The sequence below is a fragment of the Lentibacillus sp. L22 genome (assembly GCF_040812445.1).
Taxonomy (GTDB): Bacteria; Bacillota; Bacilli; order Bacillales; family Amphibacillaceae; genus Lentibacillus_C; species Lentibacillus_C daqui.
The window spans coordinates 1-12,334 of the sequence record NZ_JBFNXI010000066.1 but is presented as its reverse complement, the minus strand read 5'-3'; the positions used below and the strand labels follow the sequence as shown (position 1 = coordinate 12,334).

Here is a 12,334-nt window from a genome sequence, read left to right as displayed (position 1 = left end):
GCGGAAAAGCAAGCCAACGACGAAATTCGAAGTGTCATTTTTACCGGACTTTTTGAACATCCTCTATAACCGTGAAACCTGTAAAATGCTTTTGTTAGAAAAAAGTTCTCAGGTAGCCTTTGCAAACCAGGGGAGACAATGATATTATTAAATGGAAAAATGTATATTCGTTCGTTCAACAGTTGGCGGAGGTGTAAATCTTGTCAGAGAGCTTGCAAGAAGTCTTAGTACGGATACCAAAAAACCTGTTAAATGAGGTGGATGGATTAATGAAGTATGAAAATAGCGATTTGAGCGATTTCATATGTGAAGCAACCAGAAATTATTTAGAATCCAAGAAAGAGGAGCACATCCAACAATTCCGTGATTCCATGATCAAAGGCTACACGGAAATGGCTAGAATTAATCTAACAATCGCTTCAGAAGCATTTCAGGCCGAAGAGGAAGCAGAAAAGAACACCGTAGAGCGCTCTGTCATCGGGGTGTAAGTTTTGATTGTGCAAAGAGGCGAAGTTTATTTCGCCGATCTATCTCCTGTTGTCGGATCAGAACAGGGGGGCATCCGCCCGGTATTGATCTTGCAAAATGATATTGGTAACAGGTTTAGCCCAACCGTTATCATTGCAGCAATTACCGCACAAATTCAAAAAGCAAAACTTCCGACTCATGTCGAGATAAACGCAAAACGCTATGGATTTGATCGGAATTCTGTTATCCTGCTTGAACAAATCAGAACACTTGATAAGCAGCGATTAACTGACAAAATAACAAAGCTGGATAAAGAAATGATGGAAAAGATCAACCATGCATTGGAAATAAGCCTAGGGCTGAAGGATATGTATGGATCATAACAAAACCCTTGTTAAACAGTTTAACAAGGGTTTTGTTATGCCTTGGAAGAATGTTGTATGATACAATACAAACAGATAATATTTTGACGGAAGATGATCATGTATGTGGAATTTTGGCGGCTGGCCCGGAATTAGAAATGATACAGGGGGTATGTAAAAGTGGATGACAAATTTAAAAAGTTAGTATTGGAACATAGTGATTCCATCGTTCAATTATGGATGGATGAAGTTGATTCCAAGAAAGACGGCAATTATACTTCGGCAATTTCCGATGATTTGTTTGAAAATACGAACCGAGAGTTTGTCAATGTGATTTTTTCCAGCATTAAAAGTCAGGGTTCCACAGAAACGCTTGAGACTTTTTCGGAAAAACTGATCAATTTGGGCTGGCCATTAAGTTATATCACGGACGGTCTGCAAACATTCCGTCGCGTAACCATTGATTATATTCTCAGCCAATCTGACCAGGTTGATTCTACGTATATCTCCAATGTTCTGCAAAGTGTGGATCAATGGGTTGAACCAATCATTCGACAACTGGTTAATGAGTATTCCGGCAGCTGGGAACATATCGTCTCTTTACAGCGGATCGCTTTACAGGAATTGTCAGCACCATTGATCCCGGTTATGGACAATATCACGATTATGCCATTGATAGGTACCATCGACACAGAGCGGGCCAAATTGATCATGGAAAATTTGCTTGATGGTGTGATTAAACATAATTCAGAAGTGGTTTTAATGGACATTACAGGTGTTCCGGTTGTCGATACCATGGTGGCACATCATATTATTCAAGCAGCAGAAGCAGTCCGGCTGGTGGGTGCAACCTGCATTTTGGTAGGAATCCGTCCCGAGATAGCCCAAACAATTGTAAATCTGGGTATTGATCTGGGGAAATTCCCAACTAAAAGCTCATTGAAAAAAGGCTTTGCCAAGGCTTTGGAAATGACCAATCGAAAAATTGAAGACCTGGATACAAGTGAATCAGAGATTGAGAAACTGCTTAAAACGTTGGACAGGGAGTGATACTTGTTGCGAATCCCAATTTTAAAATTACATCACTATTTGCTGGTGTCGATCCAAACAGAAATTGACGATCATATCGCTATACAATTTCAGGAAGATTTACTGAATCAGATTCACAAGAGTGGTGCAACCGGCGTAGTTATTGATTTGACATCAGTAGAAATGATTGATTCGTTTATTGCCAAAGTGTTGGGCGATGTGGTGACTATGTCAGATTTGATGGGGGCAAAAGTAGTTTTGACAGGTATTCAGCCTGCTGTTGCTGTAACACTTATCGACCTCGGAATTGAAATGAAAAGTGTTTCCACTGCATTAAATTTAGAACAGGGATTGATTAAATTACATCAGGAATTGGGGGATTAGGATGAGTCTCCAAACCTGTGTGAATATAAAAAAAGAATGGGATATTGTCGGAGCGCGTCAAGTCGGCCGTGATATAGCAAAAGAAACAGGCTTTGGCACTGTGGATCAGGCCCGCATTGCTACTGCGATATCCGAGCTTGCACGTAATATATACCTATATGCTGGCTCCGGTCAAATTTATTTTGAAGTAGTCGAAGAAATGAATCGTAAAGGGATTTGCATGACAGCTGTAGATACCGGTCCCGGAATTGACGATTTGAGTCAGGTAATGGAGGATGGCTTTTCAACCTCGGGTGGACTCGGTGCGGGTTTACCGGGTGTCAATCGCCTGATGGATGTGTTCGACATTAAATCAGAAAAAGATAAAGGCACAGAGGTAAAAGCAATTAAATGGGTGCGTTGAAAATCCAGGGATGACTTTACAGCAGGTCATCCCTGGCTAGCAGGGTAATGATTGAGCGCCAAATAGAAACGGGGGTATATTGAGATGAAAACCATCGAAACGGATATTGAGCATTACAAAGATCTCCTCAAACGGTATATTGAAACACAAGACGAACAATCGTTGTACGGAGCTGAGCAAATCAGTAAATCTTTTATTAAAAATAATATACTTCCCGAAGACATTGTCAATCTGCATATTCAGGCTTTGGCAGAATTGTTCCCGGACTTATCCAAGGAACTGAAGATGTCCATGAAATTTCTTTTGGAAACAATGATTTCCTATGGCCTTGCCCTTCAGGAATTCCAGACATTAAGGGAAAAACAACTGGAATTGAAATCAGAAATTGAGGTTGCTGCCGGAATGCAAAGAACCCTTTTGGGGACAAGTAAACCTGCCATTGAGGGATTGGATATCGGCGTGGTCAGTATTCCCGCCCACCAGATGAATGGCGACTATCATCATTTTATCAAAGGCGAGGATGGTACACTGGGAGTTGCCCTGGCAGATGTCGTTGGTAAAGGGATACCAGCGGCTTTGTGCATGTCCATGATTAAATATTCCATGGATAGTTTCAAGGAAGAAATGATGCAACCGGAGTCAATTTTGGAAAGCCTCAACCGGGTTGTGGAACGAAACGTTGATCCAAGCATGTTTATCACCATGATTTACGCACAATACCTCCCTGATAAAAACCTGCTCCGTTATGCCTCTGCTGGCCACGAACCTGGTTTCATCTATCATAAAAAAGAAGATCGATTTGAGGAAATGGAAACCAAAGGGCTTGTGCTCGGTGTTACCGGGAATACGACGTATCAACGGTATGAGCGTAAAATTGAACCGGGTGATATGGTCATTCTGTTGACAGATGGCGTAACTGAATGCAGAGAAGGAGACCGTTTTATCGAAACAGAGGAATTGCTTGAAGTGATCAAGAGCTATTCCCATTTACCGGCACAGGACATGGTCGATCAGGTATATAAATATTTTGAACGAATGCAGCATTTTGAGCTTCGTGATGACTTCACCCTGATTATTTTGCAAAAAGATGTTTAACAGGTTGTTTCAACGGGTAGTCATACAGTGTTGAATATGGTGTAACCTATGAGTTTGAACTTCATCTTGAAGGGAGAAGAAATAATGGACTTGGAAATAGAAGTAATCGAGGAATCCGACAAGTCAAAGATCGTTTTGTCGGGTGAGGTTGATGCATATACTGCACCGAAGCTGAAAGAAACGCTTTTACCCCTGACAAAAGGTGCGGGACACATCGTGGAAGTTAATTTGGAACAGGTTAACTATATGGATAGTACCGGACTTGGTGTGTTTATTAGTGCATTGAAATCGACGAAAGAAAATGATAGTCAGTTGAAGCTAGTTGATTTGCAGGATCGCGTGTTTCGCTTGTTCCAAATCACCGGCTTGATCGAAATCATGGATATTAAGGCAGCGATTCGAGGTGGCAGTGAATGATGGAAGTATTTGATTTTATCGAAATGAAAATTCCTGCAAAAGTAGAATACGTGGGTGTCATCCGGTTGAGTGTTTCCGGGGTTGCGAACCGGATGGGTTTTTCCTATGAGGATATTGAAGATTTAAAAGTTGCTGTCTCTGAGGCGATAACGAATGCTGTAACGCATGCTTATGATCCGGAAGATGATGGAGAAGTTACGATCGGATTTGGTGTCTATGCCAATCGTTTGGAGGTAATGGTGGCTGATTACGGCGGCAGCTTTGATTTGGGGCAGGTGAAAGGATCCATTGGCCCATATGAACCCACAGAATCGGTCGAAACATTAAGAGAGGGCGGACTTGGCCTTTTTTTAATTGAAGCACTAATGGATAAAGTAGAGATTAACAATGATCATGGTGTTATTGTGCTAATGACAAAGTACCTTCAGGAAACCGAGGTGGGTTTTAATGGCGACCAAATCTCAACCACACAATAAAGGAGGAGACGAGGTTTACCAATGGATTGAATATCTGCAGGACGAGCCAAATGATGAAACAATACAGGAAAAAATTGTACTAACCTATCAAAATCTTGTAGAGTCCATTGCTCGTAAGTATTCCAAAAATAGTGGGATTCATGAAGATTTGGTGCAAGTTGGGATGATCGGATTACTGGCTGCAGTGAAACGTTATGATGCAACCTATGGCAAATCATTCGAGTCGTTTGCAATCCCGACAATTATTGGTGAAATTAAACGGTTTATTCGGGATAAAACCTGGAGTGTTCATGTGCCAAGGCGCATCAAGGAGTTAGGTCCGAAAATCAAGAAGGCAGTAGAAGAATTAACGACATCGAATCAGCAGCCACCGACTGTTCCGCAGATCGCCGAATATTTAGATGTGACCGAGGAAGATGTGCTGGAAACCATGGAAATGAGCAAAAGCTATAAAGCATTGTCGGTCGATCGGAAAATTGAAGCGGATTCGGATGGCAGTACAGTCTCGATCCTTGACCTGGTAGGCAGCGATGACCAAGATTTTAAAAATGCCGATCAGCGTATGCTCCTGGAGAAAATTTTGCCGACCTTATCCGAACGAGAACAACAAATCTTGCAATATACCTATTTTGACAACCGCAGTCAAAAAGAAACAGGGGAATTACTGGGTATTTCACAAATGCATGTTTCCCGATTGCAGCGACGGGCCTTAAGAAAACTCCGCGAAACGATTCAGTCCGATAGCGAAGAGGTATTAGATTGAATACAGCAGCAAACAAAATGCAAGTAGCGGTTTATCAAAAAGCAAAAAACGGCAATATTCATTGCGGCGACAGTTATTATTACATCGAGACTGATAAAGAATTTGTTTGTGCGATTGCCGACGGATTGGGCAGTGGAGAATACGCCAAAGAATCATCGCAAATCGTAATTGACATCATTGAGAGCAATATTCATGCAACAGTTGGACAAATCGTAAAGCGGTGTAATCAGGAGTTGTTCCGAAAACGCGGAGTGGTGCTGGGAATACTTAAAGTTAATTATTCCTCTGAACAATACGCTTTTTCCTCCATTGGCAATATTGGTATTTTGACGGTAACGCAAGATGGAAAGAAAAAGCGGAATATCCCCAATGCCGGGTATTTGGCTGGGTATCCTAGGCCCTTCAAAGTGGTTAACGGCACATTGGAACCACAAATGAATTTTATTATGTTCTCCGACGGTGTCTCTGATGCGGATTTGACAAAGAAGTTTATCTTGAATCGGGATGTAAACGACATCATCAACGCATATGCATGCTTACATGGAGAATCGCCAAACGATGATACGACATTAATTGCAATGAAATATGGGGGATAATCATGGCTGTCAGCGGAAATGGCAGTCATTTTTATTGGAAAAGTCGTGGTATGCTCTTTTATTTGCAGGGCTGGATCATCTCAGGTAAGGATTGGGAAAATAACATATGTTTTGGTAAAATGAAAGGGCACGTTGAAAGAGGAGGAAATCATTGTGGCTGTTGAAATAAATCAGGAGATAACCAATTGGGTGGCCAAAGAAGCCCAAGTCAAAGCCAGTACGGTTGATAAAGTAATTGCAATGCTTGATGAAGGAAATACCGTACCGTTTATCGCTCGCTACCGGAAAGAAGCAACCGGTGGCCTCGATGAAGTGCAAATCAAGCTCATCCAAGACAAATGGAATTATGCGGTCCATTTGGAGGAACGCAAACAGGAAGTAATCCGCCTGATTGATGAACAAGGCAAACTAACTGAAGAGCTTGCACAAAACATCAATGAAGCAACCCAGTTACAGCGGGTGGAAGATTTGTATCGCCCATATAAACAAAAACGCCGGACAAAAGCGACCATTGCCAAAGAAAAAGGATTGGAACCATTAGCCGAATTGGTCTGGAAATTGGAAGATATCGACGTTCAAACGAAGGCAGTGGAGTTTTTCTCAGAGGAACACGAGGTACATACAATAGACGATGTATTGACCGGTGTGAACGATATTATTGCCGAATGGATTTCTGATGACCCGGAATTTCGCGATTACATTCGGGACGAAACATATAAAAAAGGTATCATTCGTTCAGAAGTAAAGTCGGCTGCATCAGATGAAAAAGGCGTTTATGAGATGTATTATGAATACCATGAAGCAGTTCGTTCGTTGGTTTCCCACCGGATCCTCGCATTGAATCGCGGTGAAAAAGAAGGAATTTTAAAAGTCAGCATTGAACCACCGATCGAACGAATAAGCGAGTTTTTACGAAAGAAACTGATTAATAAGCAAGCCAATCAGCATGTTACGGAGGTGATGGACGCCGCAATTGCCGATAGTTATAAACGGTTAATCCAGCCTTCGATTGAGCGTGAGATTCGTAATAGCTTAACAGAAAAAGCGGAAACGCAGGCAATCGATGTGTTTGCCAAAAACTTAAAAAATCTGCTGCTACAACCACCGCTTAAAGGAAAAACTGTTCTTGGTGTTGATCCTGCTTTTAGAACTGGCTGCAAACTGGCAGTGGTTGATGAAACTGGAAAGGTCCACAAGGTTGGGGTCATGTACCCAACCGCACCTAAAAAAGATGTGGCAGGTGCTGAAAAAATTGTCATGGAACTTATTCAGACATACAAGATCGAGCTTATTGCGATTGGGAATGGAACGGCATCACGGGAAACCGAACAATTCATTGCGGATACCATTGGCAAACATCAATTACAAGTCCCATATATTATTGTTAATGAAGCGGGGGCAAGTGTGTACTCCGCCTCCAAGTTAGCCCGTGAAGAATTCCCTGATTTACAAGTTGAGGAAAGAAGTGCAGCATCCATTGCCAGACGGGTACAAGATCCACTTGCCGAACTGGTTAAGATTGATCCAAAATCGATTGGAGTAGGGCAATACCAACATGATGTCAGCCAGAAAGCACTAAATGAATCACTGACATTTGTAGTTGAAACAGCCGTTAACCAAGTCGGGGTCAACGTCAATACAGCGTCAACCTCATTATTGCAATATGTATCCGGATTAAGTAAAACGGTAGCCAATAATATTGTGACCAAACGGAATGAGGAAGGAAAGTTCACGAACCGGAAACAATTGAGCAAGATCCCGCGGTTAGGTGCTAAAACATATGAACAAGCAATCGGTTTTTTACGGATTATCGATGGAGATAACCCGCTGGATCGAACCCCTATCCATCCGGAAACCTATGAGCAGGTAACCGAACTCTTGCGTATACTTGATGCTGAATTAACGGATATCGGATCAGATACATTAGACGAGCGTCTGCAATCAGTGGACAAGAAGGAGATTTCAGAACAGCTTGGTATTGGCGAGCCAACATTGATTGATATTATGAGCGCCTTAAGCCGTCCAGCACGAGATCCTCGGGATGATTTCCCACAACCGTTATTAAAGCAAAATGTGCTCTCATTGGAAGATTTACAGCCAGGCATGGAAATGCAAGGCACAGTACGAAATGTAGTTGATTTCGGTGTGTTTGTGGATATCGGTGTAAAACAGGACGGGCTTGTGCATATATCCAAAATGGCTAACAAATTTGTCAAACACCCAATGGATATCGCATCTGTCGGGGATGTGGTAACGGTTTGGGTGGAGAATGTTGACACCGAAAAAGGTCGAGTGGCGTTATCGATGGTAGGAAATAAGTAACTAAAAGCTGAATTACGTTGTTTAAACGTAAAAAAAGAGGGCTTACCCATGTGCTGGGAAGTCCTCTTTTTAGTTGACGATCTATTATTTTACCCCTTCAGGAACAGATAGTCCTAAACCGGCAGCAACTCGCTCGCCCCATTCCGGATCAGCTTTATAGAAATGCTCGATTTGGCGTAATTTGATTTCATCTTTTTCAACTGGTTTCATGTGTTCTACAAAGTTTTCAACGAGACGTGTTTTTTCATCTGCACTCATTAAACGATATAGATCCCCAGGTTGTGTGTAATGATCTTCTGAGTCATGGGCGACACTTTCAGCCAAACCTTGTACTTCAAAAGGTGTATTTTTGCTTGCTGGGTCTTCTTTTGGCCCATCGAAGCTGTTTGGTTCATAGTTTGGTGCACCGCCGCCATTGCCGTCTACACGCATATAGCCATCGCGTTGATAGTTGTTAACCGATACTTTTGAACGGTTGACAGGAATTTGTTGATGGTTGACACCAAGACGGTAACGGTGTGTATCTGCATAACTGAAAAGTCGGCCTTGTAACATTTTATCTGGAGATGCTTCAATTCCAGGAACTAGATTAGCTGGTGTGAAAGCTGCTTGCTCCACATCGGCAAAATGATTTTCCGGATTACGGTTTAATACCATTTTTCCTACTTCAATCCGAGGGTAATCTTTTTTGGAAACTGTTTTTGTGACATCAAACAGATCCCATTTATACGTTTTATAATCTTCGTAAGGAATGATTTGCACGTATAATGTCCATGATGGGAAATCACCCTCCTCGATTGCGTTGTAGAGATCCTCACGATGGTAATCAGGATTTTCCCCGGAAAGCTTATCTGCCAGGTTAACATCCATCCCTTTCACACCCTGGTCACTGATGAAGTGGTATTTTACCCAGAAAGCCTCTCCTTTATCATTGACCCATTTAAATGTATGACTGCCATAGCCGTTCATATGACGGTATGTTGCCGGGATACCACGATCTCCATGTAAATAAGTGATTTGATGCAATGATTCCGGTGACAAGGACCAGAAATCCCAAACCGCATTCGGGTCTTTTAAACCTGTGCGCGGATTACGTTTTTGTGTATGGATAAAATCAGGGAACTTAATGGCATCACGAACGAAAAAGATCGGCGTATTATTACCAACTAAGTCATAGTTTCCTTCATCGGTATAAAATTTTAACGCAAAGCCGCGTGGGTCACGAACTGTATCAGCTGAACCAAGTTCGCCGGCAACAGTTGAGAAACGGGCAAACATTTCGGTACGTTTTCCTTTTTCACTTAAAAAGTCGGCTTTCGTGTATTTGGAAATTTCATCATTGGTCACTTCAAAGTAGCCAAAAGCACCTGCTCCCTTGGCATGCACCACACGTTCCGGAATACGTTCTCTATCAAAATGTGCCAGCTTCTCCAACAGATGAAAATCCTGAATCAGACTAGGCCCATTATGTCCTGCAGTAATAGAGTTTTGGTTGTCTCCTACTGGAATTCCTGCTCCGGTAGTTAAAGTTTTACGATTATCGCTCATAAATTAAAGCTCCTCTCCTTTATTCATAATTGATATCTCTAATACTAATTGTAATATAAACTTTTTGAAAGTCAATATTTAATTATAATTGTTTTAAATAAAATCGGTTGCAATGCTTTTTTGGATAACCTATTCTTTTAAAAAACGACGACATGAATCTATTACCCGTACAGCGTATGATGTAAACATGGACCTATTATAAAAACTAAACAGACTGAATGAGTATTTCCGGCAAAGCAACCCGGTATCCTTTAGAAACATATTGCACTGTCCTAATATTTACTTGTCGTTATTAATCGATTATATGCTAGAATAGTAATGATGATTATTGTGCATATAAATGGGAAGGGATATTGTTAAATGGATTTATTAAATGATAATAGGTCATTATATAAGCTGGTTAATGAAGTATCCATACAGTACTTTCAAAAGCCGTTTTTACATCAGGTACAATTCAATCATCGGCTGCGAACGACTGGAGGACGATATATTCCGGCTAAAAAGATCATTGAACTCAACCCCAAGTATTTGACCGAGATGGACGAACATGAGTTTATTGGCATAGTCAAGCACGAATTATGTCATTATCATCTTCATATTGAAGGAAAGGGATATAAACACGGGGATGCAGAATTCAAGAACCTATTGAGAGCAACCGGATCACCAAGACATTGCCGTCCATTACCATCCAATGAAGACAGGTATAAGTACAAGTATGTTTGTAATAACTGTAAACATGTTTATAAAAGAGCCCGGAGAATCAACGTGAATCAATACAGATGTGGTAAATGTAATGGAAGACTGTCCATGTTAGAGGGATAAAGTTAATGCTTGCAGCTTGGGGTTGAGGAGGTCATTTGTATTAAACGACAGCATTTTTCTTCATTTATTATAGATTCAGATCTTGTTTCAATGACGTTTGGATGGTTGTTTTTAACTTTTTTGATGAAAGGTATTGACGAAACTTGTTAGAACTGGTAAATTAAATAGGTCTTGAGCAAACGGGAAGCGTTAGAAAATGTCTTGAGAAAAAATGTTGACAATGATCAAAAATTAGTGTATTATAATTTTCGTTGTCGTTATCAGATTGGATTTTGTGCAATGGAAAATTACATATTTATCAATCCACAGTAGCTCAGTGGTAGAGCTATCGGCTGTTAACCGATCGGTCGTAGGTTCGAATCCTACCTGTGGAGCCAAACGGAGAAGTACTCAAGTGGCTGAAGAGGCGCCCCTGCTAAGGGTGTAGGCCGTGTAAGCGGCGCGAGGGTTCAAATCCCTCCTTCTCCGCCATTTTTATGGCCCGTTGGTCAAGTGGTTAAGACACCGCCCTTTCACGGCGGTAACACGGGTTCGAATCCCGTACGGGTCATCTTATTTGAATAAGTAAAAATATTGCTTTGGTTTGGTCCGGTAGTTCAGCTGGTTAGAATGCCTGCCTGTCACGCAGGAGGTCGCGGGTTCGAGTCCCGTCCGGACCGCCATCATTGGGCTATAGCCAAGCGGTAAGGCAGCGGGTTTTGATCCCGTCATTCCCAGGTTCGAATCCTGGTAGCCCAGCTTTATTTTATCCATATAAGTAAGAAATAGAATACGATGAGCCATTAGCTCAGTCGGTAGAGCATCTGACTTTTAATCAGAGGGTCGGAGGTTCGAATCCTCCATGGCTCACCATTACATCATAGCGTTTAGCGGGTGTGGCGGAATTGGCAGACGCGCTAGAATCAGGCTCTAGTGTCCTTTACCGGACGTGGGGGTTCGACTCCCTTCACCCGCATTTATGAAATACGAGGTGCTGTGGCAATCATGGCATTTTGTTTTTGCCTTTTAAAATACGCGGTCGTGGCGGAATGGCAGACGCGCTAGGTTGAGGGCCTAGTGGGTGTATAACCCGTGGAGGTTCAAGTCCTCTCGACCGCACCAAAAATACTTGTAATTGACTTCTGAATGTGCTAATATAATAGAGTTCGCTTAAATGCGCCCGTAGCTCAATTGGATAGAGCGCTTGACTACGGATCAAGAGGTTAGGGGTTCGACTCCTCTCGGGCGCGCCATTTAACGGGAAGTAGCTCAGCTTGGTAGAGCACATGGTTTGGGACCATGGGGTCGCAGGTTCGAATCCTGTCTTCCCGACCATGCGAGATATAAAATTTTATGATGCGGGTGTAGTTTAGTGGTAAAACCTCAGCCTTCCAAGCTGATGATGAGGGTTCGATTCCCTTCACCCGCTCCATACCATTTGTTGGGCCTGTAGCTCAGCTGGTTAGAGCGCACGCCTGATAAGCGTGAGGTCGGTGGTTCGAGTCCACTCAGGCCCATTTGCTTTTAAAAAGCAAAATAAAGGGTTGACAGTAACGAGGTTAATTGTTATACTAATTAAATTGCTGTTAAAAACAGCGTTATGAAATTTGCTCTTTGAAAACTGAACAAAACAACCAGTATGTAACAGATGTCAGAGGTTGAGGTTAGAA

Annotated in this window: 14 protein-coding genes and 12 tRNA genes; 25 read left to right on the top strand and 1 reads right to left on the bottom strand. The window is 42.0% G+C overall.

The window, feature by feature from the left end; all coding sequences use genetic code 11:
- Positions 1–200 precede the first annotated feature (200 nt).
- The 12 genes from ABRT01_RS17320 to ABRT01_RS17265 all read left to right on the top strand — a co-directional run bounded on the left by ABRT01_RS17320 (position 201) and on the right by ABRT01_RS17265 (position 8,315).
- Entirely contained in the window at positions 201–488 is a 288-nt protein-coding gene (locus ABRT01_RS17320; RefSeq protein ID WP_269411287.1) for a CopG family ribbon-helix-helix protein, read from the top strand.
- A 3-nt stretch (positions 489–491) separates the two neighbouring features.
- A complete protein-coding gene (locus ABRT01_RS17315; RefSeq protein ID WP_269411288.1) occupies positions 492–851 on the top strand; it encodes a type II toxin-antitoxin system PemK/MazF family toxin in 360 nt (119 codons plus the stop codon).
- A gap of 159 nt (positions 852–1,010) precedes the next feature.
- The gene (locus tag ABRT01_RS17310; RefSeq protein ID WP_269411289.1) at positions 1,011–1,880 is read left to right on the top strand and encodes an RsbT co-antagonist protein RsbRA; all 870 of its coding nucleotides are present in this window, start codon (positions 1,011–1,013) and stop codon (positions 1,878–1,880) included.
- Between the two features lie 6 nt (positions 1,881–1,886).
- Positions 1,887–2,243, top strand: a complete 357-nt coding sequence (locus ABRT01_RS17305; RefSeq protein WP_367748904.1) for an STAS domain-containing protein — start codon at positions 1,887–1,889, stop codon at positions 2,241–2,243.
- Between the two features lies 1 nt (position 2,244).
- Entirely contained in the window at positions 2,245–2,646 is a 402-nt protein-coding gene (locus ABRT01_RS17300; RefSeq protein ID WP_269411291.1) for an anti-sigma regulatory factor, read from the top strand.
- Between the two features lie 84 nt (positions 2,647–2,730).
- The gene (locus ABRT01_RS17295) at positions 2,731–3,741 is read left to right on the top strand and encodes a PP2C family protein-serine/threonine phosphatase (RefSeq protein WP_367748900.1); all 1,011 of its coding nucleotides are present in this window, start codon (positions 2,731–2,733) and stop codon (positions 3,739–3,741) included.
- An 84-nt stretch (positions 3,742–3,825) separates the two neighbouring features.
- On the top strand, positions 3,826–4,158 hold the full coding sequence (locus ABRT01_RS17290) for an STAS domain-containing protein (protein WP_269411293.1): 333 nt from the start codon (positions 3,826–3,828) through the stop codon (positions 4,156–4,158).
- Positions 4,158–4,634: an anti-sigma B factor RsbW gene (gene rsbW / locus ABRT01_RS17285; protein WP_269412455.1), complete on the top strand. Its 477-nt coding sequence runs from the start codon at positions 4,158–4,160 to the stop codon at positions 4,632–4,634. Before ABRT01_RS17290 ends, rsbW begins: the two co-directional genes overlap by 1 nt.
- Positions 4,606–5,397, top strand: coding sequence for an RNA polymerase sigma factor SigB (gene sigB, locus ABRT01_RS17280; RefSeq protein WP_269411294.1), 792 nt, complete (start codon positions 4,606–4,608; stop codon positions 5,395–5,397). Before rsbW ends, sigB begins: the two co-directional genes overlap by 29 nt.
- Positions 5,394–5,993: a SpoIIE family protein phosphatase gene (locus ABRT01_RS17275; protein WP_367748896.1), complete on the top strand. Its 600-nt coding sequence runs from the start codon at positions 5,394–5,396 to the stop codon at positions 5,991–5,993. The genes sigB and ABRT01_RS17275 overlap by 4 nt, the downstream gene beginning before the upstream one ends.
- A gap of 2 nt (positions 5,994–5,995) precedes the next feature.
- Positions 5,996–6,157 (top strand): hypothetical protein, encoded by a 162-nt coding sequence (locus ABRT01_RS17270; RefSeq protein WP_367748893.1) that lies wholly within the window; start codon positions 5,996–5,998, stop codon positions 6,155–6,157.
- Positions 6,147–8,315 (top strand): Tex family protein, encoded by a 2,169-nt coding sequence (locus tag ABRT01_RS17265; protein ID WP_367748890.1) that lies wholly within the window; start codon positions 6,147–6,149, stop codon positions 8,313–8,315. Before ABRT01_RS17270 ends, ABRT01_RS17265 begins: the two co-directional genes overlap by 11 nt.
- A gap of 84 nt (positions 8,316–8,399) precedes the next feature.
- Here the strand turns inward: ABRT01_RS17265 and ABRT01_RS17260 are convergent, their stop codons facing one another.
- Positions 8,400–9,863 (bottom strand): catalase, encoded by a 1,464-nt coding sequence (locus ABRT01_RS17260; protein ID WP_367748887.1) that lies wholly within the window; start codon positions 9,861–9,863, stop codon positions 8,400–8,402.
- A 360-nt stretch (positions 9,864–10,223) separates the two neighbouring features.
- Here ABRT01_RS17260 and ABRT01_RS17255 point away from each other — a divergent pair, with 360 nt between their 5' ends.
- The 13 genes from ABRT01_RS17255 (at position 10,224) to ABRT01_RS17195 (ending at position 12,181) form a co-directional block, all read left to right on the top strand.
- On the top strand, positions 10,224–10,685 hold the full coding sequence (locus ABRT01_RS17255; RefSeq protein WP_367748884.1) for a SprT family protein: 462 nt from the start codon (positions 10,224–10,226) through the stop codon (positions 10,683–10,685).
- Between the two features lie 302 nt (positions 10,686–10,987).
- Positions 10,988–11,062 (top strand) — tRNA-Asn (locus ABRT01_RS17250).
- A gap of 3 nt (positions 11,063–11,065) precedes the next feature.
- Positions 11,066–11,156 (top strand) — tRNA-Ser (locus ABRT01_RS17245).
- Positions 11,157–11,163: 7 nt separating this feature from the next.
- Positions 11,164–11,235, top strand: a tRNA-Glu gene (locus ABRT01_RS17240).
- Positions 11,236–11,270: 35 nt separating this feature from the next.
- Positions 11,271–11,347: transfer RNA gene (locus ABRT01_RS17235), tRNA-Asp, on the top strand.
- Between the two features lie 4 nt (positions 11,348–11,351).
- A tRNA-Gln gene (locus tag ABRT01_RS17230) sits at positions 11,352–11,423 on the top strand.
- 38 nt (positions 11,424–11,461) lie between these two features.
- Positions 11,462–11,537 (top strand) — tRNA-Lys (locus ABRT01_RS17225).
- A 17-nt stretch (positions 11,538–11,554) separates the two neighbouring features.
- Positions 11,555–11,640 (top strand) — tRNA-Leu (locus ABRT01_RS17220).
- A 59-nt stretch (positions 11,641–11,699) separates the two neighbouring features.
- Positions 11,700–11,786, top strand: a tRNA-Leu gene (locus ABRT01_RS17215).
- A 54-nt stretch (positions 11,787–11,840) separates the two neighbouring features.
- Positions 11,841–11,917, top strand: a tRNA-Arg gene (locus ABRT01_RS17210).
- 5 nt (positions 11,918–11,922) lie between these two features.
- Positions 11,923–11,999, top strand: a tRNA-Pro gene (locus tag ABRT01_RS17205).
- A 23-nt stretch (positions 12,000–12,022) separates the two neighbouring features.
- Positions 12,023–12,096 (top strand) — tRNA-Gly (locus ABRT01_RS17200).
- A gap of 11 nt (positions 12,097–12,107) precedes the next feature.
- A tRNA-Ile gene (locus tag ABRT01_RS17195) sits at positions 12,108–12,181 on the top strand.
- Positions 12,182–12,334: the final 153 nt, after the last annotated feature.